Origin of the sequence: Curtobacterium sp. NPDC098951, assembly GCF_044759965.1 — a bacterium.
Lineage (GTDB): Bacteria > Actinomycetota > Actinomycetes > Actinomycetales > Microbacteriaceae > Curtobacterium.
Genome location: NZ_JBIWAG010000003.1, coordinates 407,404 through 434,212, shown reverse-complemented (window position 1 = coordinate 434,212; position 26,809 = coordinate 407,404). Strand labels below are relative to the sequence as shown.

Below are 26,809 nucleotides of genomic sequence, written 5' to 3'. Positions count from 1 at the left end.
TCACTTACCCTTCACGGCGGTGCGGACGAAGACGGAGCGACCGCGAGCACCGGGGACGGCGCCCTTGACGAGCAGCAGACCCTTCTCGGCGTCGACGGCGTGCACCGTGAGGTTGAGGACGGTCACACGCTCGCCACCCATGCGACCGGCCATGCGCATGCCCTTGAAGACACGCGACGGGGTCGACGAAGCACCGATGGAACCGGGCTTGCGGTGGTTGCGGTGGGCACCGTGCGAAGCGGACACACCGGCGAAGCCGTGGCGCTTCATGACACCGGCGAAGCCCTTGCCCTTGGAGGTGCCGACGACGTCGACCTTCTGGCCCGCCTCGAACGTGTCGACGGTGAGCTCCTGGCCGAGCGAGTACTCAGCGGAGTCGTTGGTGCGGATCTCCGTGAGGGTGCGGCGCGGGGTGACCCCGGCGGCCTCGAAGTGGCCGGCGGCCGGCTTGTTGACCTTGCGCGGGTCGATGGCGCCGGCGGCGATCTGGATCGCCTCGTAGCCGTCGCGCTCGACGTTGCGGATCTGGGTGACCACGTTCGGGCCGACCTCGATCACGGTGACGGGGATGAACTTGTTGTTCTCGTCCCACACCTGGGTCATCCCGAGCTTCTTGCCGAGGAGGCCCTTGACGGTCTTGGTTGAGTTCGCCATCAGTCCAGCCCCCTTACAGCTTGATCTCGATGTTGACGTCGGCCGGGAGGTCGAGTCGCATGAGCGAGTCGACGGCCTTCGGCGTCGGGTCGACGATGTCGATGACTCGCTTGTGCGTGCGCTTCTCGAAGTGCTCGCGCGAGTCCTTGTACTTGTGGGGAGAACGGATCACGGTGACCACGTTCTTCTCGGTGGGGAGCGGCACCGGGCCGACCACGGTCGCACCGGCACGGGTCACCGTGTCGACGATCTTCCGGGCCGACGTGTCGATGACCTCGTGGTCGTACGACTTGAGCCGGATGCGGATCTTCTGTCCCGCCATGTGTCTCTTTGTCCTCTCTGCGCCGCGCACCCTCGGGCCGCCTGACGCCGCCGTCACCGTGCATTCCTGCAGGGCTTGGCTGTTTTCTGTGAACCAACCGGCCGCATCCGCTGGGGATGACCGCTGTTCTCGTGTCAACCGCGCGGAGCGACCTGGGCCGTTCAGCGTGGGCATGTCGTCTCCCGCACGGTCCGGGCACAGCAGTGCCCGTCACGCTTGGTGGGGAGTCGATCGTGTTCTGCTGCCTGCGGCCCAACCCAGCCCTGCTGGACAGGGGGGTTGTGCACTGCCAGAGCAGTGATCCTGCGCACGCGAACGCACGCGGAATTCGGAACCGGACAAGTCTCGCATAGGCACGGCATCCGTGCAACCCGGGCGTGTCGCGATTCACGGGCGTGTCGGAACGGGCCGGTTCCCGCGGATCCATGCGGATCGACGGCCAGGAGGCGCGGCTCGCCCCCGTCACGCAGCATGCCCTCCGGAGCGGGTCCGGAGGGCATGTGGCGAACGGTCGTTCCGGACTACTCGGCGACGACCGGGGGGACGAACCACGGCGGGAAGACCGCGACGCGCGGCGCGTGTCCGCCGTGGTCCTTGAGGACCGCCTTGACGCTCTGGCGGACGCGGTCGTTCGGGACGCCGATCACCGCGACGGCGGAGAACGGCACGCTCGGGCCCGCGAGCAGCTCGAGGCCGTGCATCTCCGGGTCGGTGAAGTCCGTGCGACGGATGAGGTTGGTCGCGGCCTCCGGTCCGACGGCGAACCGGACGTCGTCGGCGTCGGCGTCCTGGTCGGCGACGATGACCGACGCCCCGAAGGCCGACACCGGCACGACGAGCATGATGTACTCCGTCGCGCGGGTCCGGCGGGCCGCGTCGGACCACCGCTCCCCCTCGGCGCCGGTGCGGAGCTCGTCCCAGCGCGTCGCGTCGGGCGACAGGGTGAAGGGCACGTGCGCGGCGACCGGCGAGCCGTCGGGGGCCGTCGCGGCGGCGCGGGCGGCCCGGGCCTCGGCGGAGGCGACGTCGACGACGGGCGTCACGGCGTCCGACGCGAGGATCGCACCGGACCCCACGATGTCGTCGAGGTTGTCCACGTGGGTCACGTGGTGCGCGCGGAGCGAGGCGAAGTCACGCGCCTCCGGCAGGTCGGGCACCGGGGACCGCAGCGAGGACGCCGGGGCCGCCGCCTGACCGGGGACGGTCCGGAGCGAGGTGGTGATCCGGGTGCGGCGCGGGGTCGGGGTGGTGGGGGTCTCTGCCGCCTCGCGCTGGCGTGGCGCGCAGATGTCGCAGAGTTCGGTGGGGAATCCGTGGATGCACTCGTCAGTCACGACTGGTGGGGTCCTTCCGTGCCCGGGTGGGGGTGTTCGGGCACGAGGTCCAACGGTACGTCATCGCAGCCCCTTCCCGGTCACTGTCGGTAGAGCAGTGCGCGGACCTCGGACTCGGCGGCGTGGGTCCGTGCCGGGTCGATGGTCTCGCCGTGGTGGTAGGCGTCGATGAGGCGAGGGTCGATGTAGCTCTGTCGACACACCGTCGGGGTGTTGCCGAGTTCCTCGCTCGCGACCTTGACCGCGTGCGACACGGCCTTCTTCCGCTTCGCGTCGGACGGCTGCGGGCCGGTGACCGCCAGGTCGACCGCCGCGGCGACGGTGCCGTGCAGCGTGCGGAAGTCCTTCGCGGTGAACTCCTCGCCCGCCCGGTCCTTGACGTACTCGTTGATGTCCTCGGCGGAGAGGGGCTCCCACTCGGCGCCGCGCCGCTCGCGGAACGACAGGAGCCGGGCGTTCGGGCCCCGTCGCTTCATGCCGGCGATCACCGTCGCGAGGTCCGGGTCGTGGATCGACGAGGACCACTCCTGGCCGCTCTTGCCCGGGAAGTCCAGCTCGATGTCGTTGCCGGAGACGTGCGCGTGGGCGCACAGCAGGGTCGACAGGCCCCGGCTGCCGTGCTCGGTGGCGTAGCGCTCCGAACCGACCCGGAGCGAGCCCTGGTCGAGCATCCGGAAGGCCGCGGCCAGCGCACGCTGCTTGTCCGGCTCCGGACGCCGCAGGTCGATGGTGACACCGCGGCGGGCCACCGGCAGGGACTCGGCGAGTGCGAGGGCACGGTCGTACTTGATCCGGTCCATCCGCTCCCGCCAGGAGGGGTGGTACATGTACTGGCGCCGCCCGGCCCCGTCGATGCCGGTCGCGAGGATGTGGCCGTTCTCGTACGGCGAGATCCAGACGTCGTCCCACGCCGGCGGGATGACGAGGTCCTCGAGGCGCTGTCGGACCGCGGGGTCGGTCACGGTGGTGCCGTCCGGGGCACGGTACGAGAACCCACGCCCGCTGCGGACGCGGTGGTAGCCACCGTTGGTCGCGGAGCGGCGGAGACGTGTCACGTCCCCGATGCAACTCGCCACCGCCTGTGACCGGACCCGGTGACGGACGGGAGGCGCGGTGCCAGCCGGCACCGCGCCTCCTGTCCGTCGTCCGGTCGGCTACCGCCCCGTCAGCCGACGACGACGGAGCACGAGGACCGTGCCACCGGCCGCCAGGAGCAGGAGCGCCGCGACGGAGCCCTGCCAGACGACGTCGGTGCCCGTGAAGGCGAGCCGCCCGCCGTCCGGGCCGGTCACGACGACGCCGCCACCGGCTGCGGGGTTCACCGCGATGCCCGGCACGACCGGCGCCGCCGGGTAGGTGATGGTCAGGGTCGCGGCGGTGCGGCTCCCGTCCTCACCCGCGACGGAGTACGGGACCGCCACGGTGCCGCTGAAGCCGGGGACCGGGGTGAACGTGACCGTGCCGTCCTCGCCCACCGTGAAGGTCCCGTGCTCCGGGATCGTCACCGTGGTGACGAGCTCGCCCGTCTCCGGGTCGACCAGGCGCACGGACGCGGGGTCGATCGGGGTCGAGCCGGCCACGTCGTTGCCGAGGACGTCCACCGTCAGCGGCTCGCCGGGCGTGCCGGTCCGGGTGTCGTTCGTCGCCACCGGGGCCGCACCCACCGTCACGGTGATCGTCGACGAGGCCGTGCCGCCGTCCCGGTCGGTGATCGTGTACGGGACCTCGAGCGTGCCGGTGAAGCCCGCCACCGGTGCGAAGGTGACCGCACCGGTGGTGGTGTCCACCGTGAAGGTCCCCTTCCCGGGCACCGCGAGCGAGGTGATCGGTGCGCCGTCTGCGTCCACCAGACGGACCGACCCGGGCACGATCGGCGTGCGGGCGTTGCCGGCACCGTCGTTGCCGAGCACCGCGACGGTCACCGCGGTGTCCGCGGCCGTCCGGGCGGTGTCGGGACGGGCCGTGGGCGCCACGGGGGTGACGGTGACGCTGATGGTGGCGGTGGCCGTCTGCCCACCGGTGTCACCGATCCGGTAGGTCACGGTCGACGCCGTGCCGGCCCAGCCCCGCACCGGGGTGAACAGCACCGAACCCGTGGTCGGGTCCGCCGTGTACACGCCCTCGCCGGTGACGGTCAGGGCGCGCCCGTCCGCGGAGACGACCGCGCCCGCGGGCTGCCCGGCGGTGGGGAACACGACCAAGGTCGGGTCGATCGGGGTACCGCCGCGGACACCGGGCCGGTCGTTCCCCGGGGCGACGACCGTCACGGGGGTGTTCTGCGCGGTGGCGGCGGTGTCGTCCTCGGCGACCGGGCCGACCGGCGTGACGGTGACCGCGACGGTCGAGGAGGTGGTGGTCCCGTCCACGTCGGCGACCTGGTAGGTGACGGCCGAACCGGGTCCGCGGAAGGTCGGCTCCGGCGTGAACGTCACCGTGCCGTCGGGGTGCACCGTGTACACGCCCTGACCGGGGACGGTGAGCGCCTTGCCGCTGTCCGAGACGGTCGCACCGGCGGGCTGCCCCGTCGCGGGGAACACCACGGTGGCGGGGTCGAGCGGCGTGCCGGCGTTCCCGGCGGTGTCGTCGCGGAGGACGTCGATCGTGGTCGCCTCGCCCTGCGAGGTCGTCGCGCTGTCCGGTGCCGCCGTCGGTGCGACCGCGGTGACGCGCACCACGATGGTGCCGGTCGCCGACTGACCGCCGGTGTCACTGACCTGGTACGTCACCGGGGCGGTGGTGCCCGTGGAGCCCTGCGCCGGGGTGAACGTCACCTTCCCGCTGTCCGGGTCGACCGTGTACACACCCTCGCCGGGGACCGTGAGCGCTTTCCCACCGTCCGACACCGTCGCGCCGTCCGGTTGCCCGGAGGTGGGGAACACGACGGACGTCGGGTCGATCGGTGTGCCGCGCTCGACGCCGGAAGCGGCGTCCCCGGCGACGTCGACCGTGACCGGGGTGTTCTGCTGCGTGGTCGTGGTGTCGTCGGCTACCCGGGGACGGACTGGCGCGACGGAGACCGCGATCTGCGCCGTCGACGTGCCGCCGTCGGCGTCCGCCACGCGGTACGTCACGGGCGAGGCGTCCCCGCGGAACGTCGGTTCCGGGGTGAAGGTCACCGCACCGGTCGTCGGGCCGGCCGTCCAGGTGCCCACTCCGGGGACGCTCAGCGTGCGAGCGTCGTCGGAGACCGTGGCACCGTCGGGCTGACCGGCGGTGGGGAACACGACCGACGTGGCGACGGTGCCCCCCTGGTCGTTGTCGAGGACGTCGATGGTGACGGCCTCGCCCTGGTCGGTGGTCGCCACGTCGTCCTGCGCCGCACCTCGGTAGGTGACCGACACCTGCCCCTGGGTCTGGTTCCCGCGGGTGTCCGCGACGGTGTACGTGACCGGGGTCGGGTTCTTCGTGAAGCCGTCCTCCGGGGTGAAGGTCACGGCACCGCTCGTCGGGTCGACGGTCCAGACGCCCTGGCCGGGGACCGTGAGGGTCTTGCCGCCGTCGCGCACGGTCGAGCCGGCGACGTCCGGTGCGGTCAGCTGCACGGTGGTCGGGTCGATGTCGCCCGTCGCGCCCTGCAGCACGTCGACGGTCGCGGGCTGGCCCGGGGTGTTGGCGGTGGACGAGCTGTTCTCGACCTTCGGCTTCAGCGGGTTCGAGAACGCGCAGCTCACGTCACCGCCGGAGGTCGGGACCGTGAACGGTGCCTCGGTGCCCTTCCCCGAGGAGACGACGGACTTGTCCGTCAGGTTCGTGCAGACGTAGGACGTGTCGTAGTCCGCCGGGTCGGTGGAGGTGTTGCCGGGCGACTGCGTCACCGTGTACGACTGGCCCGGGAGCAGGATGATCGGACCCGCCGTCACCTGGTCGTTGCCGTCGGACGTCGTGGCGGTCGCCGGCTTGGGGACATCACCGCCGCCGACGCTGATGGTCAGCTGGTCGCTCGGCTTCGCCTTGCCGTCCGTGAACCCACCGGATGCGGCGCCGGTCGACGGGACGGCCCGGGAGCCGAGGTCGGTGACGGCCAGCGCGGTGCCGCCCTGGTTGATGCTGCGCTGCGCGACGGTGGCCCCGGTGACCGGGTTGACCTGCAGGAACGTGTTCGCGGTCGAGCCCGCGATGTACAGGTACCCGTCGTCGCCGAAGGCGAGGGACGTCAGGCGGGACGCCGGCGTGATCACCGGCCCGACGGCGACCGCCGTCGTGGACCCACCACCGAGGTCGGCCGCGTCGACGCGGTACAGCTGCGCCGCGGTGTCACTGCTCGACATGAAGTAGAGGTTGCCCTGCCGGTCGAAGGCGAGGTCGCCGTTGCCGCCGGGAGGGTTCGCCGCCGTCACCGAGGTGACGTTCGACGAGATGGTGTTCGTGTCCGGGTCGTAGGACGTGAAGCTGAACGTCGAGCCGTTCGACAGCCCGCCGAAGAAGAACTTGCCGCTCTTCGGGTCCACCCCGCCCATCTGGTTCGGGACCAACGGCGGGTTCGGCCGGGCGGCGGTCTCCCAGGAGTCCGTCGACGCGGTGTACTCGAAGACCGTGGTGCTGTTGGTCATGAACAGCTCGTCACCGTCGCCGGAGATGCCGATCTGGTTGAGACCGGTCGCGTTGCCCGGCGCCGTCACGGCGGGGGTCGCGGCGCCGCTCGTCCGGTCCACGGCGTAGACCGTCGAGGAACCGGAGACGGTCGCGTAGAGCGTCGTCGCGGGGAACGGTGCGGCGGCCGATGCCAGCTGCGGGGTCAGGAGGACTGCGCTCCCCGCGACCAGCGCGGTGACGGCAGCTCCCGCGAGCAGGCGGGCGGGGCGGCGGCGCGCGGGGGCACGGTGCTGTGCAGACACGCTGATCCTTCGGGTCGACGATCAGGGACCCGGAGCGCGCGCGACAGCATCCGCGCAGGCAGGGGGCGCTGCGACGGGGAAGGCGGGTGTTCGGGTCACCACACGGGACCGGTGCGGTCCCGCGACTCGACGGTATCGAGCTGCGGGAAACCGCAACAACACCCCGACCGGGGTACACCGCGTCCCACCTTGTGGGGACAACTGTGCGGCTTCGCCCGGACGGTCGTCGGGCGGCCTACGCTTCGGCCATGGTCACCGTTGCCCGACCCCCGGCGTCGTACACCGTGCGTGCGCTCGACCCGTCGACGTGGGACGCCTTCGAGGAGCTCTGCAGCACGAGCGACGGCTTCCCGAGCGGGTGCTTCTGCATCGGCTTCCACGACGAGGGGCCGGCACGCGACGCCGGCCGCAACCGGGCGCGCAAGTACGCCCGGGTCCTCGCCGGCACCACGCACGCAGCGTTGGTCTTCGCCGACGACCGGTGCGTCGGGTGGTGCCAGTTCGGTCCGGTCACCGAGGTCGTGCGCATCAAGAACCGTCGCGAGTACGAACGGTCGCACGCCGGGGCGGGACCCGACTGGCGCATCGGCTGCAACTACGTCCGAGCGGGGCACCGACGACAGGGGGTCGCGACCGCGGCGCTCGGTGGCGCGATCGACCTCATCGCCGCCGCCGGTGGGGGTGTCGTGGAGGGCTACCCGGAGCCCGCAGGGGCGGTGCCGGCCGGGTTCCTGTTCCACGGCGCGCTGTCCACCTTCGAGCGCTTCGGGTTCACCCGCGACCGCGCGATCGGCACGCACCGCTGGGTCGTGACGCGGGCGGTGCAGCCGGCCTGAGGTGGACGGGAGGCGCCGCGCACGACGTGCGCCGCGCCTCCCGTCCCGACCGGAGCGTCGGATCTACGCGCCGTCGTTGCCGATCTTGCCGTCGAGGTCCGCGGCGGTCTTGTCGATCTGCTCGTCGAACTTGCCGCCGGTGACCTTCTTCAGGCCGTCGGCGAGGCCGTGGATGAGCTTGTCCGAGACCTCCTCGGCCTTGTCGCTCTTCAGGGCTTCCTCGATCTTGTCCTTGTTCTGGTCCACGAACGCCTTCGCGCGATCGGTGACCTCCTCCGCCTTGGCGGAGACGTTCTTCTGGATGTCGTCGAAGCCGGCCATGCTGCCTCCCTGCCGACCGGAGGTGACCCGGCCGCTCGATGGCCGGTCGATCCGGCCGCTTGGCCCACATCGTGCTCCGAATCGGGCCGTCTGTCCGCCGGACCCCGCCCGGCGAACAGCAGAGCGGGGCCGGGCCCGAAGGCCCGACCCCGCTCGACGCAGGTAACCGGAGTTACTTGACGATCTCCTCGACCGTACCGGCGCCGACCGTACGACCACCCTCACGGATGGCGAAACGGAGACCCGGCTCCATGGCGATCGGCTGGATCAGCTCGACGGCCATCGACACGGTGTCGCCGGGCATGACCATCTCGGTGCCCTCGGGCAGCGTGATGACGCCGGTGACGTCCGTGGTGCGGAAGTAGAACTGCGGACGGTAGTTCGCGTAGAACGGGTTGTGACGCCCGCCCTCTTCCTTGGTCAGGATGTAGGCGTTCGCCTTGAACTCGGTGTGCGGCGTGACCGAACCCGGCTTCACGACGACCTGGCCGCGCTCCACGTCCTCGCGCTTGAGGCCACGGATGAGCAGACCGGTGTTGTCACCAGCCTCGGCCTTGTCGAGCAGCTTGCGGAACATCTCGATGCCCGTGACCGTGGTCTTCTGCGTCGGGCGGATGCCGACGATCTCGACCTCGGAGTTCAGGTCGAGCGTGCCACGCTCGACACGACCGGTGACGACCGTGCCACGACCGGTGATCGTGAAGACGTCCTCGATCGGCATGAGGAAGGGCTGGTCGGTCGCGCGCACCGGGTCCGGAACGGACTCGTCGACGGCGGCCATCAGGTCCTGGACGGACTTGACCCACTTGTCGTCGCCCTCGAGCGCCTTGAGCGCCGAGACCTGCACGACGGGGGCGTCCTCGTCGAACTCCTGCGAGCCGAGGAGCTCACGGACCTCGAGCTCGACGAGCTCCAGGATCTCCTCGTCGTCCACCATGTCGGACTTGTTCAGCGCGACGACGATGTAGGGGACGCCGACCTGGCGGGCGAGCAGCACGTGCTCACGCGTCTGGGGCATCGGACCGTCGGTGGCGGCGACCACGAGGATCGCGCCGTCCATCTGCGCCGCACCCGTGATCATGTTCTTCACGTAGTCGGCGTGGCCCGGAGCGTCGACGTGCGCGTAGTGGCGCTTGTCGGTCTGGTACTCGACGTGCGAGATGTTGATCGTGATGCCGCGCTCGCGCTCCTCGGGAGCGTTGTCGATCTGAGCGAAGTCACGGGCCTCGTTGAGGTCCGGGTACTGGTCGTGCAGAACCTTGGTGATCGCCGCCGTGAGCGTGGTCTTGCCGTGGTCGACGTGACCGATGGTTCCGATGTTGACGTGCGGCTTGGTCCGCTCGAACTTGGCCTTGGCCACTGTGGGTCCTCCTCAGGACTCGGAGAGCATGCCCCCGGTTCGAAACCGTTGGCGTGCAGTGTGTGTCTTTACTGTACTTGGTGGCGAGGGGCCCGTCGCCGGGCACCCCCGCCTGTGGAGTGACGCTGGAGCGTCACTCCCCCGCGTTCTTCGCGATGATCTCCTCGGCGACCTTGGCCGGGACCTGGCTGTAGGTCTCGAAGGTCATCGAGTAGACCGCACGACCAGAGGTCTTCGACCGCAGGTCGCCGACGTAGCCGAACATCTCGGACAGCGGCACGCTCGCGCGGACCACCTTGACGCCCGAGGCGTCCTCCATCGAGGCGATCTGGCCACGACGGGAGTTCAGGTCACCGATGACGTCGCCCATGTACTCCTCCGGAGTACGGACCTCGACGGCCATGATCGGCTCGAGGATCGCCGGACCGGCCTTGCGGGCCGCTTCCTTGTAGGCGATCGAACCGGCGATCTTGAACGCCATCTCGGACGAGTCGACGTCGTGCGCCGCGCCGTCCTTGAGGATGGCCTTCACGCCGACGGTCGGGTACCCGGCCAGGATGCCGACCTGCATGGCGTCCTGGATACCGGCGTCGACCGACGGGATGTACTCACGCGGGACGCGACCACCGGTGACGGCGTTCTCGAACTCGTAGACCTTCTCGGCCGTGACTTCCATCGGCTCGAGGGCGATCTGCACCTTCGCGAACTGGCCGGAACCACCGGTCTGCTTCTTGTGCGTGTAGTCGTAGCGCTCGACGACCTTGGTCAGGGTCTCGCGGTACGCCACCTGGGGCTTGCCGACGGACGCCTCGACCTTGAACTCGCGCTTCATGCGGTCGACGAGGATGTCGAGGTGGAGCTCGCCCATGCCCTTGATCGTCGTCTGACCGGTCTCGGCGTTGAGCTCGACGCGGAACGTCGGGTCCTCTTCGGCGAGCTTCTGGATGGCCGTGGAGAGCTTCTCCTGGTCAGCCTTCGTGTTCGGCTCGATGGCGACCTCGATGACCGGCTCCGGGAACGTCATCGACTCGAGGACGACCTGGTTGGTCGGGTCGCACAGGGTGTCACCGGTGGTGGTGTCCTTGAGGCCGATGACCGCGTAGATGTGGCCGGCGGTCACGTTGTCGACCGGGTTCTCCTTGTTGGAGTGCATCTGGAAGATCTTCCCGATGCGCTCCTTCTTGCCCTTGGTCGAGTTGATGACCTGGGCACCCGACTCGATCGAGCCCGAGTAGACGCGGACGTAGGTGAGACGACCGAAGAAGGGGTGCACCGCGACCTTGAACGCGAGGGCCGAGAACGGCTCCGACGCGTCGGGCTTGCGGATGATCTCCTTCTCCTCGTCCTTGACGTCGTGGCCGATCATCGGCGGCACGTCGAGCGGGGACGGGAGGTAGTCGATGACGGCGTCGAGCATCGGCTGGACACCGCGGTTCTTGAAGGCCGAGCCGCACAGGACGGGGTAGACCTCGGAAGCGATCGTGAGCTTGCGGATCGCGCCCTTGATCTCGTCCTTGGTGAGCTCCTCGCCACCGAAGAACTTCTCGAGCAGGGCGTCGTCGGTCTCGGCGACGCGCTCGATCAGCTTCGCGCGGTACTCCTCCGCGCGGTCCTTGAGGTCCGCGGGGATCTCCTGGACCTCGTACTGGGCGCCCATGGTGACATCACCCTTGGCGTCGCCCGGCCAGACCTTGGCGTGCATCTCGATGAGGTCGATGATGCCGACGAAGTCGTTCTCGGCACCGATCGGGAGCTGGAGCACGAGGGGCTCCGCGCCGAGGCGGTTGACGATGGTGTCGACCGTGAAGTAGAAGTCGGCGCCCAGCTTGTCCATCTTGTTGACGAAGCAGATGCGCGGGACGTCGTACTTGTCGGCCTGACGCCACACGGTCTCGGACTGGGGCTCGACGCCCTCCTTGCCGTCGAACACGGCGACCGCACCGTCGAGGACGCGGAGCGAACGCTCCACCTCGACCGTGAAGTCCACGTGACCGGGGGTGTCGATGATGTTGATCTGGTTGTTGTCCCAGAAGCAGGTCGTCGCGGCCGACGTGATCGTGATGCCGCGCTCCTGCTCCTGCGCCATCCAGTCCATCGTGGCTGCGCCGTCGTGGACCTCACCGATCTTGTGCGTGATGCCCGTGTAGAACAGGATGCGCTCGGTCGTCGTGGTCTTGCCGGCATCGATGTGCGCCATGATGCCGATGTTGCGGACCTTGTTCAGGTCGGTGAGCACGTCCTGTGCCACAGGGTTCCTCCGGAAGAGTTGTAGGAGAGGTTGGCGTCCGTCCGGGCGCCGGGGTTCATGACCACCGGCGCCCGGACGGTGCCGGGACTACCAGCGGTAGTGGGCGAAGGCCTTGTTCGACTCGGCCATCTTGTGCGTGTCCTCGCGGCGCTTGACCGCGGCACCGAGACCGTTCGACGCGTCGAGGATCTCGTTCATGAGACGCTCGGTCATCGTCTTCTCGCGACGGGCCTTGGCGTACGAGGTCAGCCAGCGGAGCGCGAGGGTGTTCGCGCGGTGCGGCTTGACCTCGACCGGGACCTGGTAGGTCGAGCCACCGACGCGGCGGCTGCGGACCTCGAGGGTCGGACGGACGTTGTCGAGCGCCTTCTTGAGCGTCGCGACGGCGTCCTGCTGGTTCTTGGCGGAAACGCCTTCGAGTGCACCGTAGACGATGCGCTCGGCGAGGCCCTTCTTGCCGTCGAGCAGGATCTTGTTCACGAGCTGCGAGACGATCGGTGCGCCGTAGACCGGGTCTGCGACGACGGGACGCTTGGGGGCGGGACCCTTACGAGGCATTGGCTCAACCCTTCTTCGCGCCGTAGCGGCTACGTGCCTGCTTACGGTTCTTCACGGCCTGCGTGTCGAGCGCACCGCGGATGATCTTGTAGCGGACACCGGGGAGGTCCTTCACACGACCGCCGCGCACGAGCACCATCGAGTGCTCCTGGAGGTTGTGGCCCTCACCGGGGATGTAGGCCGTGACCTCGGTGCCGTTCGAGAGCTTGACACGAGCGACCTTGCGCAGTGCCGAGTTCGGCTTCTTCGGGGTGGTGGTGTAGACGCGGGTGCACACACCACGCTGCTGGGGGTTCGCCTTCAGGGCGGGCGCCTTGGTCTTGGTGACCTTGGGCGTACGACCCTTGCGAACCAGCTGCTGAATAGTAGGCAACTGTTCTCCTGGTTCTTCGCTCGTGTTCTCCGGCCGGCGCGGACCGCCGGCTTCCTCGTCCCACGCTGATCACCGCCTGACGGCGGATGACGAGTGGGGGACGGAGTGTCCCGGCCGACCGTTGGTCGGACCGGACTTTTCGGGCACGCCCGAAGGCGCACACCCGGAAGAGATTACCCGCGTAACCCGGCGAAATCAATCCGGGCGCGTCGCCCTGGAGGCGCGTGACGAGTGCCCTGGGCGAACAGCCGTCACGCGGATGGTCACGCTGGGCGCGGGGCGCTCCGGCCGGCCCGGTCCGGCGGGACCGGTGGCGGTGGTCGGTGACGTGCACCCGGGCGTCCGCGACCGGCGCGGCGGGGCCGCACCGCGCCTCCTGGACGAGCCGGGACCGCGTCGTCGTCCGGGCGCGCGTCAGGAACCGGTGTCCGACGACCCGTTGCCGACCGCCGACCGGAACGTCGCACCCGCGTCCGTGAACTCGGTGACGTACCCGCTGGCGTTGACGTTCATCGGGCCGGCCGAGGCCGTGCCGACCCCACCCGGGCCGGAGATGTCCGCCGTGAACGTCGCGCGGCCGAAGCTGGTCGTGGTGACGAGCCACCCGTTCGCCGCCCACGCACCGATCGACACCGTCGGGCGGGTGTCCAGCGTCCACTTCTGGTTCGAGTAGGTGTACGCGGCGTCCTGACCGTAGGCGTAGAAGCTGCAGCCGGCGGGTGCGGCGTCGGTCGACGCGATGCAGCCGTCGACCCAGGCGTCGACCGCTGCCTGGGCGGACTGCTTGCCGGCCGAGGTGAGCTCCGTCGTCATCGAGACGGGACTCGAGGCGGTGCCCCCGAAGCCCGTGACCGTCGCCGTCGACGCCTTCGCCGAGAACCACTTGCCGCCGTCGACCGCGACGTCGTACGAACCGGGGAGCGCCGTGAGGGTCACCGTGCCGTCCTTCGACGTCACGACGGACTGCCCGGCGACCGAGACCTTCGTCCCGGTGGGTCCGCGCAGGCTCACGTCCACCGCGCCGAGACGGGGTGGCTCGAGCTCCCAGACGGGGAAGACGCCCCATTCGGTACCCGTCTTGTCGAGCGTGAAGGTGGACGACACGTCACGGCCCGCCTGCCGCAGGTACGCCGTGACCGTCGCGGTGTCGCCGTCGTCACGCGTGGCCGCGATCCGGTACCCGGTGATGCGGTCCTTCGCCTTCGCGTAGGCGGCGTCGGTGAGGAGCAGGTCGCGCTCGTCGTGGTCGATGCCCGCGGCGTCCAGCGCGTCGGAGACACGGCCTGCGGTGAGGTCGTCGAGGAAGGCGCGGACCGGCCGGTCGGGCGCGTGCGTCGACGTGCCGACCGAGTAGCCGACCACGCCGGCGACGAGGAGGAGCACGACGGCGGCGCCGCCGGCGATGATGCCGATGAGCGGTCCGCGACCGAGTCGGCGCCGAGGCGCGCCCCGCCGGAACGGCTGCGGTCCGCTCGCGCCCACCGGCGGTGCGTCCTGTGTGCCGCGGATCGAGTCCACTGCCGGGACGGATCCCCATCCGTCGGCCTGCTGCTGGTCGGTCATCGGTCCCCCGTCGTCCTCTGGTGCTGCTGGAAGACTACCGGCGGGCACCGTCATCGCCGGGCTCGGGGCGGACCCCCGACGAGCGCGACTGGTGCCGTGTCACGGCGATCCCGCCGACGACGCACACCAGCGCCACCACGACCGATCCGACGACGAACGGACCGAGCGCGTACCCCGCGGGGAAGACCACCAGCTCGGTGAGGTCGGAGCGGATCAGGCTGTACCCGACCGCACCGACGCCGAGCATCACGAGGTAGCTCGTCGCCGCGGCCACGAGGCCCGTGACGCCCGGGTTGCCCTCGCGGGAGCCGACCGCCGTGGCGAGGAACACCACCACCGCACCGCCGAGCACCATCGCGGGGCCGAGGTACGGCGTGGCGTCGGGCTGGGAGATGACCTCGACGTCGGCGAGGAGCGCCTCGAAGCCGGTCACCGCGATGACGAGCGCGATGAACAGGATCGACGTCATCGTCGCGATCAACCACCGGGACATGCGGTGATCGTATCGCTGGCGGGCCTCAGATGCTGGCGCTGGCTGCGTGCTGCGGCTCGTCGACGTGCGGGTGCGCGGCGTGGTCCGCGTGGTCCTGCGCGACCGGGTCCCGCTGCTCCGCGTCGTCCTGCGCCCCGTGGTCCTGCTCAGTCTGGTCCTGCGCCGCGCTGTCCGCGTGTTCCTGCGCCGCAGCGACCAGGGCCAGCGCGATGGTCGCGGTGATCACCGGGATGGACTCCGTCATCGGTGCGGCGGCGGTCGGCGCGGCGGGCTCGGTGGCCGCGGAGGCCGTCACCGTGGCCCGGTCGGCGGTCGTGGTCGTGTCGGCAGTCGCCGGCGGGGCGTCCTGGAGGCGCGGCGCGGGTGTCACGGGGAGCGTCGCCTCCGCCTCGTGGTCACGCAGTGCCGGCCCGACGATCGGCAGGACCGCCGTGGTCGCCGGCGGTTCGGTGTGGAGCACCGGCGCCTCGGTCACCGGAGCGCCTCGCTTCGCAGCCCGCTTGGCCCGCGCCATCTTGACCAGGACGACGACGGCGACGATCGCCCAGATGCCGTTGACGATCGTCGACGGGATCGCGTGGTGGGCGGCGACGTTGATCGCCACGGCGAGCCCGCCCACGAGGTTGAACAGCTGGTAGACCGGGCCGTTCGGGAGCTTGCCCATCGAGAAGAGCAAGTAACCCGCAAGGACGGTTACAGCTCCGAACCAACCGAGGAACTCCACGATTCCAGCCAACACGCGCGACTCCGGGCACGACGAGGAACGGCCATTTCGAGCGGCCGTTCGAGAGAGGGATGAGCTGCCGCGAATGCGGGCTCGGGAGCATCGTAGGCACAGCCGGAGGCCGGACGGAAGAGGGTTCGGCGTGGCGCGTCGGACCCCAGTTGGTGGGGGTCGGTTCAGTTGGTCGCGGCGGGGTCTGCGAGCACGTAGACGTAGCCCGACAGCGACCACGACTGGTCCGTCATCGGATCGCCACCGGAGTCCGAGCTCGTCGCGGCGAGACCGTTCACGAGGAACAGCCGATCGCCGTTCTGCACGGCCTTCGTGAAGCCGATCGCCTGGTCGTAGGAACCCTTGACCGCCACGGTCACGGGCACGACCACGAAGTTCGAAGCCGTGATCTGTGCGTCGCTGTGCGGAGCGGGAGCATCGGGCGTCGCCGCTGCCGTCGGTGCGGACGCGGGCGAAGCCGACGACGACGCCGAGGGGGAGGCCGACGGGGCGGCGGTCGCGGACGCCGTCGCCGACGCAGCCGAGGTCACCGGCGTGTACGCCTTCGGGTCCCCGATGGTGATCGACGTGACCGTGACCCCACTCGCGGCGCCGGCACCGTTGAACTGGTCGAGGAGCGAGGCGGTGTCGGTCGATGCCGGGACCGAGGCGCGCAGATCGGCGAGTTCGGCCTTGGTCGCGTCGAGCGAGGTGTACGCCGTCTCGAGTCGGCGGAGCTCGGCGCGGTTCTTCGCGTTCGTCGCGTCGATGTCGGCTTGCTGCGCGGTGTTGTCGGACGCCTGCGCCAGCTGTGGCTGCGCGCCGAGGAACCACCCACCCGCGAGGACGACCAGCGTCGCTGCGAGGGCGATGATGAGGGAGAGACGGTTCTTGTTCACTTCGATCCGTCCTTCGTGTACTTGCCGTCGAACGCCTTCGCGCCGAGGTGTGCCTGGATGGTCGCCGAGTACTGGCCGGTGTCCTCTTCGAGCGAGACCGAGGTGATCGTCGAGTCGACGTACCCGCGGAGTTGCGAGAGCCGTGCGGTCCAGTCGGGGACCGACGGGATGCCCGGGCTCTGGATCGTCAACTGCATCGTCGCCGCGCGCGATCCCTGCAACGGGACCGTGGACTGCGCGAACGACTCGGTGGCGTCGGCGGAGTCGATCGTCATCGCCGTGATCGAGACGCCGGCGGGGAGCACCGACTTCAGCTGCGCGAGCGTCGAGCTCCAGTCGATCTCGGTGGAGCCGCCGACCGACTGTGCAGCTTCGAGCAGGGCCGTGTCGTTCTCGACCGAGCGGACCTCGGAGTAGCGCTGCTGCTGCTGCAGGAGTGAGGTCGTCTCGTTCTGGGCGGACAGGTACGACTGCGCGGTCTCGAGCTGGTGGACGTAGGCACCCCCCGTGGCCAGAGCCGCGACCGCGGCGGCGACGATCACGCCGAGCCAGGCCCGCCGGGCGATCGCCCGCTCGCGCCGTTCGGCGTGCACCTCGGGCGGCAGGAGGTCGACCCGAGGCTCGCGGCCCGCGATCGAGGCGACCGAAGGCCGACCACCGCGTGCGGTGCTGCCGCGTCCGGCTCCGACGGCCTCATCGGGCACCGTGGCCCGGATGTCCGTGGCGGTCATGCTGCTCGGCTCCCCACTGCCAGCCCGTAGGCGACGGCGATCGCGTCTTCGTGGTCCGTCACGTCCTGCACCGGGATCGACCGCGCGAGGTCGGCGCCGGTGAACGCGGAGCCGCGTTGGACGGGGAGGTGCGTGTGTGCGGCGAGCGCTTCCGGCAGTCCCTGGAGGCGAGCCCCACCACCGACCAGGACGATGCGCTCGACGCGGTCACCAGGGCGCGTGTTGACGAAGTAGCTGATGGTGTTGCGCAGGCTCGAGATGAGCTCGGTGACGGCGTCGGTGATCACCGTCACGGCACGCACGTCGTCAGGCGTGCGCGCGTCCCCACCGATGCCCAGGTGCCGCTTCACGACCTCGGCCTGTCCGAACTCGATGTCGAGCGCGGCGGCGAGCGTCTTCGTGACGTCGTTCCCGCCCGTCGGGATGATCCGCACGAACTGGGGGACGCCGTCGGTCACGAGGACCACGGTCGTGGTGTCCGCCCCGAGCTGGACGAGCGCCGTGGTGCCGTGCAGCCCGGGTCGTCCGACGAGCACCCGGGTCAGGGCGAACGGGATGAGGTCGACGCCGACCGGGTTCAGGCCCGCCAGCTGTGCGGCCTTGACGTTCGCGAGGACGGCGTCCTTGATCGCCGCGACGAGCAGACCGTGCACGACGGGTCCGTTCTCGCCCGTCGCCTCGGCGGTCGGGTAGAAGTCGAGGATCGCGTCACCGACGGGGACCGGGAGCATGTCCTGGACCTGGAACGGCAGGCTCTCGCGGATCTGGGCGAGCGGCGCCGCGGGGACGGTGAGGTCGCGGGACAGGACGCGTTGGTTGCCCATGCCGAGCACGACGTCACGCGAACGGAACCGCCCGATCGACCACAGCGAGCGCAGCGCCGACGCGACCGTGTTCGGCTCGAGCACCTCCCCGCGGCTGACGGCGTCGGGCGGCGTCGGGACCTCGGCGAACCGCAGGACGGTCGGGCGTGCGCGGTCGGCGTTCGCGACCTCGACCGCGCGGATCGAGGATCCCGCGATGTCGATGCCCACGATGCTCTTGCCCATGATGCTGCTTTCGTCGAGGAGTGGTCGGAGGAGGTGTCAGGCGAGTCCGAGGACCCCGAGGTAGGCGGTCCAGACGCCGTGGCCGAAGACGATGCCGATCCAGGCACCGGCCAACATCGCCGGGCCGAACGGCACGCCGCCACGCCACCTGGCGCGCCGGGTGAGGACCAGCGCGATCGCGACGGTACCTCCGACGACGAAGGCACCGAAAGCACCCACTGCGAGGGGTCCCCATCCGAGGTACGCGAGGACGAGTCCGAGGACGACCGCGAGTTTGACGTCGCCGAGTCCCATCCCGCCCGGGACGGCGAGCGCCAGCGTGAGGTACGCACCGCCCAGGACGACCGCCCCGATGCCGGCCCGGCCGAGGGCGCCGAAGTCACCGCTCAGCACGGAGGCGACGACCAGCAGGGCGGCGAGGACCACGGCGGACGGGTAGACGATCGCGTTCGGCAGGGTGTGCGTCTCGATGTCGATCAGTGCGAGGGCGACGGAGATCGCCATGAGGTACAGCAGCGCCGCGAGGAGCACCGCCTGGGCGGCCGGGACGGGGATCGTGCCGATCACCACCGGGCCGGACACCGCGACCGCCGCGACGACCACGAACAGGAGTGCGGTCGCGAGCTCGACGATCGGGTACCGGGGCGAGATCGGCTCCGCGCAGTCACGGCACCGGCCGCGGAGGAGCAACCAGGACAGCACCGGCACGTTGTCCCGACGACGGATCGCGTGTCCGCACCCGGGGCATGCGCTCGGCGGGGACACTACGGAGAGACCCGCGGGGACGCGGTGGACGACGACGTTCAGGAACGAGCCGACGAGCAGCCCGAGGACACCGGCGAGGACGACGACGACCGGCAGCAGCTCGCGCACGCCGTTCACCTGCACGCCCCCGTGCTGGTGGTCGCGCACGAGCCGTCCGGCTTGAACGCCGCCTGCACTTCGACCTGCGTGGTGACCCCGTAGGAGGTCGAGACGGGCTGCAGGAACTTCGGCGGCGCCGTGGTCAGCAGGCGCTGGTCGTAGACGTAGTTCTTCGAGAAGCCCGTGCCGCCCGTGGTCGCGACGGGCCCGCGCCAGTTCTGCGCGATCGAGCCGATGACCTTGAGCACGCCCAACTTCGACCCGATGTCGTAGTTCTGGTTCCAGAAGGTCCCGGCGTTGCTCGCGATCGCCGCACTGATCGTGAGCGAGTTGCCTCCGGAGCGGTTGAGGAGTCCGACCCCGCTCGAGTTGCAGCGCGTCGTGTCGGTGACGTAGCCGACACCACGTTGGTAGACGGTCGGGTACGAGGTGCAGCGCGCCGGGTTGTAGACCTCGACGGCGTTCTGACCCACCAGCCCGAGGATGTCGTTCGTCGCACTGACGTAGGTGACGTCGTCCGTGACCCAGATGGTGCCGGACGACGCGATGGTCATCGCACCGCTGAACGCTCCGCTGACGAACACGTCCCCCGCCGAGCAGCTGTAGGTGTCGGACGCCGAACCCGTCTGCGAGTACGAGCCGGTGGACCCGCCGTTGATCCACTCGCCCGCTGCCGGGAAGCCCTGCCCGTTGCTGAAGGGCTGGTTCGCCGTGGTCGTCGACGTCCCGTTCGAGCGCACGGTGACCGTCGTCGTGCAGTACGTGTTCGTGTACTTCGAGGGGTACGTGTTCGCGGCCCAGGAGTTGACGTCGTTGCTGGCCGTCGGCACGTCCTGGACGTACATGAGGTTCGCCGGCAGGGTCGGGATGGTCGCCCCGGCGGCACTCTGCAGGTCCGACACGGTCCCGCACAGTGCGGCGGACTTCGCGACGTCGGTCGTCTCCTTGACCTCACCGGTCGAAGCGATCACCCGGATCTGGGTCGCCTTGGACCACGGCGACCAGACGGTCATCTTGCCGTTGCCGAGGAACGACACCCTGGTGGGGCCCGTGTACAGGCACCCCGGACGCGGCACCGACGTCGGGAGGTCCGTCCGGGTCTCCTGGGACATGTTCGAGTTCAGCGCGGGGAGGCCGAGGTACGGCACCGCCGTCGCAGCACCGCCGTTGAAGACACCGCTGCACGAACCGCTGGAAGGGCGGACGGTCGTGTCGTGCTGTTCGACGGTCCCGTTGAACACGGTGGAGCACGCGGCGGTGAACACGTCGTTCGTGCGGATCGGCCCGTTCAGGACGTCGGTCCCGGCGAACTGGACGGCCTGGCACTTCGATCCGCTCTGCCACTGGTACATCGTGGTGCAGGTGCTGCCGGTGATCGCCGGGTTCGACGACTCGTAGTTGGTGAAGTACAGGTAGTTGATGAACCCGTCGCCCTTGAGGTTGGCCACCAGGGACCGCACGCTGCCGCCGGACTTGCCGGTCACCCGGACCTTGAGGACGCCCTTCGCCGAGTAGTTCGAGTTGTCGACCTCGTACCGGTACCACTGGTCCGTCGAGCCGACCACCTTCGCCCACGTCGAGAACGCGTCGTTGCCGTTCAGACCGGTGAAGCTCGAGCCGCTGTCCTTGCTGAACTGCGCATCGCCGTTGCCGTAGAGCGCGTACCCGTTGTCGTTCGAGAGCTTCGACTGGTAGTCCGCCAGCCCCGCGTACGCGGCAGCGATGGCGTTCTGGAAGTTGCGGTCGGTCGCGGACTTCACGGCGCCGGACGTCGAGACGGCGATCATCGTCGCGACCAGCACCATCATGACGGTGCCGAAGATGAGCACGTTGCCGAGGATCATCCCGCGTTCGTCACGATCCGCCCGGTCCAGCAGTGCACGGATGCGCCTCACGGGGTCCCTCCGGTGCTCGTCCCGTAGACCACGTTGAAGAGGTAGAGGGTGTTCTGGATGTGGGTGTTGCCGGACAGACCCGCCGTCGACGAGCCGAGCTCGAGGTTCACACGGACGGCCCGCACGTTGCCGAGCTGGGTGGTGGCGAGCGTGCCGTCGGCCTGCGTCGCGATCGGTCCGCCGTTGGCACCCAGGTACTCGAACAGCGGATCACCGTCGACCGTGGGCGATGCGATCGGACCGCCGACGACGGTGCTGCGGGTGGGCGTCTGGGTGGTCGCGGGGAAGGTCCAGAAGCCGTTGTTGGCGGTGCCGTCCCACTGGTCGAGGACGATCCGTTTCGCCGCGTTCAGCGAGTAGCGGATCTGCACGGGCTTGTCGGTGCTGTTGCCGTCGAGGTTGATGTAGGCGAAGAAGGTCGTCCGGGTCGGCCCGGCTTCGGTCAACGCCGCCGCGTAGCTGCCGTCCGACTTCGGCAGCAGGCTCGCAGCATGGACGTAGCGGGTCATCGAGTTCATCACGATGGAGGCCGACCGTGCGTTCTGGTCGGACGTCGTGTTCGTCGAACCGGCCCGGAGCGTGGCGGTGAAGAACCCTCCGACGGCGACGAGGATGATCATCGCCACGCTCATCGCGACGAGCAGCTCGGACAGCGAGACGCCGGACTCGTCGGAGTGCAGTCGGCGGAGGACCCGGGTCACGACGTCTGTCCTCTCGGATCGAGCGTGAGGGTGTTGTCGTAGCTGATGACCACGAGCGCGGTCTTCTGGTTGACGCTGCCGCTCGTGACGGCCTTCACGTTCGAGGCGTTCGAGGCGATCTCGTTCTTGGTCGTCGCGCCGAACGTCGTTCCGGAGTAGAGGGTCCACGTGCCGAACGGCAGGGCGATCGTCGCGGTGTCGGCCGCCGACACCGGGAACTTCATCGTCATGCCGGCGGAGCACCCCGGGTCGCCCGCTGCGGGACTCGAGGACGACACCGCGGTGACGTAGCGACCCTTGACGCCCTTCACCGTCGCGACGCCCATCATCACGGAGGCGGAGGATGCCGTCCCCGGTGAGGTCGCGACCGATAGGGGTGCCACACCGATGGCTCCCGAGGGGTTCGGGGTGGACCAGGCCGCCGGGTTCGGGCTGAGGCAGCTCGACGACGACGCCGGGCTGTTCGAGTAGGGGCCCGCGTACACCGTGTAGCCCGAGGTGAAGGGGAACACGGGCATGCTCGGCGTGGACGCCGACGTGACGACGAGGGAAGTGCTCGTGACGTCCCACGGCTTCATCGTGTCGAGACCGCCGACCGTCGAGGACAGCACCGTCACCATGTTCGTGGGGAGCGTTGCGTTGTAGTCCTTGGCGTACTGCAGCGTCAGCTGGCTCGCACGGTCGTAGACGAACGGGACCGGCGAGCTCGCGCCGGCGGAGACGGTGATCGGCGACTGCGATGACGGCTGCGCCTGGCCCGTGTCGATGCCGCCGGTGGTGTTCGCGGTGACGGTGTAGTCCCCGGGGGCGACGTTGACCGCGTAGGAACAGCCCTGCGCGTCGGTCGGCCGGACCGGCGTCGTGAGCGCCGAACCGCCGCCGCCGGACACCGGGGTGACGGTGATCCCGACGCCCGGGTTCGGGGCGCCGGACGCCGTCGCGACCGAGATGATGAGCGTGCCGTACCCGGGATCGGTCACGGCGTCGCTCGGCGCGATGGCGGAGGTCACCGAGGTGGAGCTCGTCCCGGCTCCCCGCGGGTTGGGCCAGCTCACGGTCTCGACGACGCTCTTGTACGCGAGCTTTCCGGTCGACGACCCGCACGCACCGGTCGCGCCGTCGCTCTGCACCCACGAGACCGACCGGTCGATCTTGTACTCGACGTTGCCGACCGTCTTCGTGTTGTCGGCCCCCGCCTTGCTGACCACGTCGAAGATCCCCCCGGTCGACGCCGCAGCCGTCTGCCGGAGGGTGTCGATGTCCTGTGACGCCAGTGCGACCGCGGTCTCTCGACCGCGCGTCGTCTGGGTGAGCTGCAGGGTGTTGGCGATGCCGTAGGCGATGCCCACCGACATCACCGCGAACACCATCATCGCGACCATGACCTCGATGATCGAGAAGCCGGCCTCGGCGTCGCGCTCGTCGCGCGGGCTGAGGACGTTCAGCAGTCGTTGGATCATGGTCACCTCCTCGTCGGTGTTCGGGTGAGCGAAAGGGCGGTCCGTCCTTCGACGGACCGCCCTTCAGTCGGTCGATCAGTTGCAGGTGCCCGCGACGGCTGCAGTCGTGTCCGTGATCTTGAAGTCCGTCTGCGTCGCGCCCCGAGCCGAGATGCAGAACGACGAGCCGGTCGCGGCGGGAGCGTACGTGAAGGTCGTGTCGGTGCTCTTCGTCCAGCCGTAGGGAGTCATCGTCGCGGACGTGTTGAACTCGGTGGCGGTCGGCAGCTTGCCGTTCTTGTCCGTCTGGAACGCGATCACCGCGGTCTTCGCGTTGGCGAGGTCCGACTTGACCGAGGCGTCCTTCGCGTTGTTCTGCACGTTGAGGTACACCGGGATGGCGATCGCGGCGAGGATGCCGATGATGATCACGACGACGAGGAGCTCGATGAGCGTGAAGCCCTTCTCGTCCTCGGCGAGGAGTCCCTTGCGGCGAGCGTCGAGCTTGCCCATGAGCGCGAAGTACATGGTGGTTCCATTCTTTCGGGAATGCGATCGGAAGATTGTTCGGGGCTTGCTCGGCCGCCGCTGACAAGAGTATTCAGGGCCAATTCCGGGCATAATCCCGAGAACGGGGGGCAAGGGGGCAAGGAAATACCCCCACTCCCGGGGGCAGCGGGGGCATTCCCGCCCCCGCACGAGGGGTAGCGGAAACTGGTTACTACTTGACCAGGGACGTGATCTCGAAGATCGGCAGGTAGAGCGCGATGATCATCCCGCCGACCACGACACCGAGGAACGCGATGAGCAACGGCTCGATCAGCGCAGTCAGGGACTCGGTCGTCGCCTCGACCTCGGCGTCGTAGAAGATCGCGATCTTCTCGAGCATGACCTCGAGGGATCCGGCGTCCTCGCCGACGGCCATCATCTGCGAGACCATGCTCGGGAACACTTTTTCCTTCGCGAGTGGAGCAGAAATCGACTCACCTTTTCGAACGCTTTCACCGACGCGCTCGAGGGCTTTCTGCACGACGAAGTTGTTCGACACTTCGCCGACGATCTGCAATGCCTGAAGAATGGGCACGCCGGCACCGATCATGTTCGAGAAATTGCGCGCGAACCGGGCGATGACGATCTTCTTCGTGAGCGGACCGAAGACGGGTAGCCGCATCATCAACGGGTCGCGGAACGCCCGGAAGCGATCGGTGTTCTTGTTCGCGCGGTACCAGAGCCACCCCACCACGACGGCGACGGCGAGCACCGGTCCGAGCCAGCGCATCGCATGGGACATCGACACGAGGATCTGCGTCGGCACGGGCAGCTTCCCACCGAGGCTCGAGAACATGTCCTGGAAGATCGGCACGATGAAGATGAGCATGATGACGACCGCGAGCAGCGACATCACGAGCACGACCACGGGGTAGGTCATCGCCGACTTGATGGTGGACCGGAGCTTGTGCTCCTTCTCGAAGTTCGTGGCGATGGAGTCCATCGCCTGGTCGAGGAAGCCACCGGTCTCGCCGGCCCGGATCATGTTGATCATGATCGGCGGGAAGTCGACCGGGTACTTCGCCACGGCCTCCGAGAACGAGACACCGCGCTCGACGTCGTCACGGACCTTGCCGAGGATGACCTTCAGCTTCTTGTTCTCGGTCTGGTCGGCCAGGATCGACAGCGCCCGGAGCAGCGAGAGGCCCGAGGTCAGCATGGTCGACGCCTGCCGCGACATGATCGCCAGGTCCTTGAGCCCCACGCCCTTCTCGAACCCGGGGATCTTGATCTCGGTCTGCAACCCGGTGCCGGGCTTCGCCTCGGTGATGGCGATCGGCGAGACCCCCATGCCCCGCAGGCGCTGGACGACCGCTCCTTCGGAGGACGCGTCGAGCCGCCCCTTCACGAGCTTGCCGGCGCCGTCGCGCCCCCGGTAGTCGTAGGCGAGCGACATCAGTGGCCTCCTGAGTACTTGTCGCCGAAGTCGATCTCGGATGCGGCGATCGCGGCGGCGGAGGAGTCGGACGGGGACTCGACGCGCTGCACGAGGCGGTCGAAGCCCTCGTGGTCGTGGACCTTCTCCATCGCGGCGGCACGCGTGACGGTGCCGACGTTGACGAGTTCGGCGAGGTCCTGGTCCATCGTGTGCATGCCCATGTCGCGTCCGGCCTGCATGGCGGAGGTGATCTGGTAGGTCTTGCCCTCGCGCACGAGGTTCCCGATGGCCGGGGTGGTCTTCATGATCTCGGTGGCGACGACCCGGCCGGCGCCGTTGGCCTTCGGCACGAGGGTCTGGCAGACGACGCCTTCGAGCGTCGAGGCGAGCTGGGTCCGGATCTGTCCCTGCTGGTGCGGCGGGAAGACGTCGATGACACGGTCGATCGTGCCCGGTGCGCTCTGGGTGTGCAGGGTGGCGAAGACGAGGTGTCCGGTCTCGGCGGCGGTGAGGGCGACGGAGATCGTCTCGAGGTCGCGGAGCTCGCCGATGAGGATGACGTCGGGGTCCTGCCGCAGCACGTGCTTCAGGGCGGCGGCGAACGAGTGGGTGTCCGCGCCGACCTCGCGCTGGTTGATGATCGCCTTCTTGTGGTCGTGCATGAACTCGATCGGGTCCTCGACCGTGACGATGTGGTCGGCACGGGTCTCGTTGACGAGGTCGATGAGCGCGGCGAGGGTGGTCGACTTGCCGGATCCGGTCGGCCCGGTGACGAGCACGAGTCCGCGCGGCAGCTTGGCGAACTCCCCCACGTGCTCGGGGATCCCGAGCTGCTTGAGGGTCTTGATCTTGGTGGGGATGATGCGGAACGCCGCGCCCCAGTTGCCGCGCTGCTGGTAGTAGTTCACGCGGAAGCGGTACTCGGGGGACAGCGAGTAGGCGAAGTCGAGTTCCTGCTCGTGGTCGAACTGTCCGGCCTGCTCGACCGAGAGCAGGGTCTTGAGGGCGGCGATCACCTTGTTCCGGGCCCAGGGGCCGCCCGGGACGGCGGGACGCAGGGAGCCGTCGACGCGCACGGTGGGTGCGGCGTCGGCGGTGAGGTGCAGGTCCGACGCGCCCTGGTAGACGACCTGGGCGAGCGCGGTGATGAGGTCGGGGTCCGCCACCTCGCGCGCGTGGCGGGTGAAGTTGATCTCGTCGTGCCCGGCGGGCGCCGGCACGCGGGTGGCCGTGGTGGCGACGGTCGGGAGGATCGTGGTCGGTTCGGCGGGTACGACCGGCAGGTGCTGCGTCGCCGCGTCGGCGTACCCGTAGGACGCGGTCGACGGCGGGACGGCTGCGGACGGCGTCGCGGGCCGGGTGTGCGGCTGCGCGACCGGCACGGCGACGGGGTCGCCGGACGGCGCCGGCCAGGACCCGCTCGCGAGGGACGGCTGCGGTCCGGACGCGGTGCCCGGCGCGGTCGCGGACGGCGCCGGCCACGCGGTGTCACCCGACAGGTCGTAGACCGGCGCGGCCGAGGCGGGGGCGGGCTGCGCCTCCACGGCCGGCGACGTCGGCTGCTGGGCCGCTGCGGCCGCGAGCCGTGCGGCCCGGCGCCCGCCGACCTCGGTGCCGGGGCGTCCCGGGTGCCATCCGGCGACCGGCTCGTCGCCGGGCACGGAGATGTCGTAGACGGAATCGGTCATCGTC

The 26,809-nt window shown here is 69.6% G+C and carries 24 protein-coding genes; 1 reads left to right on the top strand and 23 read right to left on the bottom strand.

Features of this window, described 5'->3' with window-relative positions:
• The 5 genes from rplC to ACIQUC_RS11035 all read right to left on the bottom strand — a co-directional run bounded on the left by rplC (position 1) and on the right by ACIQUC_RS11035 (position 7,145).
• Entirely contained in the window at positions 1-654 is a 654-nt protein-coding gene (gene rplC / locus ACIQUC_RS11055) for a 50S ribosomal protein L3 (protein ID WP_022906340.1), read from the bottom strand.
• 13 nt (positions 655-667) lie between these two features.
• Positions 668-976: a 30S ribosomal protein S10 gene (gene rpsJ / locus ACIQUC_RS11050; protein WP_022903286.1), complete on the bottom strand. Its 309-nt coding sequence runs from the start codon at positions 974-976 to the stop codon at positions 668-670.
• 521 nt (positions 977-1,497) lie between these two features.
• Positions 1,498-2,310, bottom strand: coding sequence for a DarT ssDNA thymidine ADP-ribosyltransferase family protein (locus tag ACIQUC_RS11045; RefSeq protein ID WP_402266715.1), 813 nt, complete (start codon positions 2,308-2,310; stop codon positions 1,498-1,500).
• Positions 2,311-2,390: 80 nt separating this feature from the next.
• Complete coding sequence (locus ACIQUC_RS11040) at positions 2,391-3,365, bottom strand: DNA topoisomerase IB (RefSeq protein WP_402266712.1); 975 nt, start codon at positions 3,363-3,365, stop codon at positions 2,391-2,393.
• Positions 3,366-3,464: 99 nt separating this feature from the next.
• Complete coding sequence (locus ACIQUC_RS11035; protein ID WP_402266709.1) at positions 3,465-7,145, bottom strand: Ig-like domain-containing protein; 3,681 nt, start codon at positions 7,143-7,145, stop codon at positions 3,465-3,467.
• A 248-nt stretch (positions 7,146-7,393) separates the two neighbouring features.
• On the opposite strand from ACIQUC_RS11035, the gene ACIQUC_RS11030 reads away from it, so the two are divergent.
• A complete protein-coding gene (locus ACIQUC_RS11030; RefSeq protein WP_402266706.1) occupies positions 7,394-7,981 on the top strand; it encodes a GNAT family N-acetyltransferase in 588 nt (195 codons plus the stop codon).
• Positions 7,982-8,044: 63 nt separating this feature from the next.
• Here ACIQUC_RS11030 and ACIQUC_RS11025 read toward each other — a convergent pair whose 3' ends face one another.
• The 18 genes from ACIQUC_RS11025 to ACIQUC_RS10940 form a co-directional block, all read right to left on the bottom strand.
• Positions 8,045-8,302 carry a hypothetical protein gene (locus ACIQUC_RS11025; protein WP_022906883.1) on the bottom strand — a complete coding sequence of 86 codons (258 nt, stop codon included), beginning with the start codon at positions 8,300-8,302 and terminating at the stop codon, positions 8,045-8,047.
• 172 nt (positions 8,303-8,474) lie between these two features.
• Positions 8,475-9,662, bottom strand: a complete 1,188-nt coding sequence (gene tuf / locus ACIQUC_RS11020) for an elongation factor Tu (protein ID WP_022906884.1) — start codon at positions 9,660-9,662, stop codon at positions 8,475-8,477.
• 133 nt (positions 9,663-9,795) lie between these two features.
• Positions 9,796-11,910: an elongation factor G gene (fusA, locus tag ACIQUC_RS11015; protein ID WP_022906885.1), complete on the bottom strand. Its 2,115-nt coding sequence runs from the start codon at positions 11,908-11,910 to the stop codon at positions 9,796-9,798.
• An 87-nt stretch (positions 11,911-11,997) separates the two neighbouring features.
• Positions 11,998-12,468: a 30S ribosomal protein S7 gene (rpsG, locus tag ACIQUC_RS11010; RefSeq protein ID WP_022903294.1), complete on the bottom strand. Its 471-nt coding sequence runs from the start codon at positions 12,466-12,468 to the stop codon at positions 11,998-12,000.
• Positions 12,469-12,472: 4 nt separating this feature from the next.
• Positions 12,473-12,841 (bottom strand): 30S ribosomal protein S12, encoded by a 369-nt coding sequence (rpsL, locus tag ACIQUC_RS11005; protein WP_017885540.1) that lies wholly within the window; start codon positions 12,839-12,841, stop codon positions 12,473-12,475.
• 414 nt (positions 12,842-13,255) lie between these two features.
• Complete coding sequence (locus ACIQUC_RS11000) at positions 13,256-14,404, bottom strand: hypothetical protein (protein WP_402266700.1); 1,149 nt, start codon at positions 14,402-14,404, stop codon at positions 13,256-13,258.
• Between the two features lie 34 nt (positions 14,405-14,438).
• Positions 14,439-14,897 carry a DUF6121 family protein gene (locus tag ACIQUC_RS10995; RefSeq protein ID WP_022906887.1) on the bottom strand — a complete coding sequence of 153 codons (459 nt, stop codon included), beginning with the start codon at positions 14,895-14,897 and terminating at the stop codon, positions 14,439-14,441.
• Between the two features lie 25 nt (positions 14,898-14,922).
• On the bottom strand, positions 14,923-15,621 hold the full coding sequence (locus tag ACIQUC_RS10990; RefSeq protein ID WP_402266697.1) for a hypothetical protein: 699 nt from the start codon (positions 15,619-15,621) through the stop codon (positions 14,923-14,925).
• A 176-nt stretch (positions 15,622-15,797) separates the two neighbouring features.
• Positions 15,798-16,511, bottom strand: coding sequence for a hypothetical protein (locus ACIQUC_RS10985; protein ID WP_402266694.1), 714 nt, complete (start codon positions 16,509-16,511; stop codon positions 15,798-15,800).
• Positions 16,508-17,242 (bottom strand): hypothetical protein, encoded by a 735-nt coding sequence (locus ACIQUC_RS10980; protein ID WP_022906890.1) that lies wholly within the window; start codon positions 17,240-17,242, stop codon positions 16,508-16,510. The genes ACIQUC_RS10985 and ACIQUC_RS10980 overlap by 4 nt, the downstream gene beginning before the upstream one ends.
• The gene (gene pilM, locus ACIQUC_RS10975; RefSeq protein ID WP_402266691.1) at positions 17,239-18,291 is read right to left on the bottom strand and encodes a type IV pilus assembly protein PilM; all 1,053 of its coding nucleotides are present in this window, start codon (positions 18,289-18,291) and stop codon (positions 17,239-17,241) included. The genes ACIQUC_RS10980 and pilM overlap by 4 nt, the downstream gene beginning before the upstream one ends.
• 36 nt (positions 18,292-18,327) lie before the next feature.
• A complete protein-coding gene (locus tag ACIQUC_RS10970) occupies positions 18,328-19,203 on the bottom strand; it encodes a prepilin peptidase (protein WP_022906892.1) in 876 nt (291 codons plus the stop codon).
• The gene (locus ACIQUC_RS10965) at positions 19,170-20,999 is read right to left on the bottom strand and encodes a hypothetical protein (RefSeq protein WP_402266687.1); all 1,830 of its coding nucleotides are present in this window, start codon (positions 20,997-20,999) and stop codon (positions 19,170-19,172) included. Before ACIQUC_RS10965 ends, ACIQUC_RS10970 begins: the two co-directional genes overlap by 34 nt.
• 47 nt (positions 21,000-21,046) lie before the next feature.
• On the bottom strand, positions 21,047-21,751 hold the full coding sequence (locus ACIQUC_RS10960) for a type II secretion system protein J (RefSeq protein WP_022906894.1): 705 nt from the start codon (positions 21,749-21,751) through the stop codon (positions 21,047-21,049).
• The gene (locus ACIQUC_RS10955; protein ID WP_402266683.1) at positions 21,748-23,211 is read right to left on the bottom strand and encodes a prepilin-type N-terminal cleavage/methylation domain-containing protein; all 1,464 of its coding nucleotides are present in this window, start codon (positions 23,209-23,211) and stop codon (positions 21,748-21,750) included. The genes ACIQUC_RS10960 and ACIQUC_RS10955 overlap by 4 nt, the downstream gene beginning before the upstream one ends.
• Positions 23,212-23,286: 75 nt before the next feature.
• Positions 23,287-23,718, bottom strand: coding sequence for a type II secretion system protein (locus ACIQUC_RS10950; protein ID WP_402266680.1), 432 nt, complete (start codon positions 23,716-23,718; stop codon positions 23,287-23,289).
• Between the two features lie 193 nt (positions 23,719-23,911).
• Entirely contained in the window at positions 23,912-25,135 is a 1,224-nt protein-coding gene (locus tag ACIQUC_RS10945; RefSeq protein ID WP_022906897.1) for a type II secretion system F family protein, read from the bottom strand.
• A complete protein-coding gene (locus tag ACIQUC_RS10940; protein WP_402266677.1) occupies positions 25,135-26,805 on the bottom strand; it encodes a PilT/PilU family type 4a pilus ATPase in 1,671 nt (556 codons plus the stop codon). Before ACIQUC_RS10940 ends, ACIQUC_RS10945 begins: the two co-directional genes overlap by 1 nt.
• Positions 26,806-26,809: the final 4 nt, after the last annotated feature.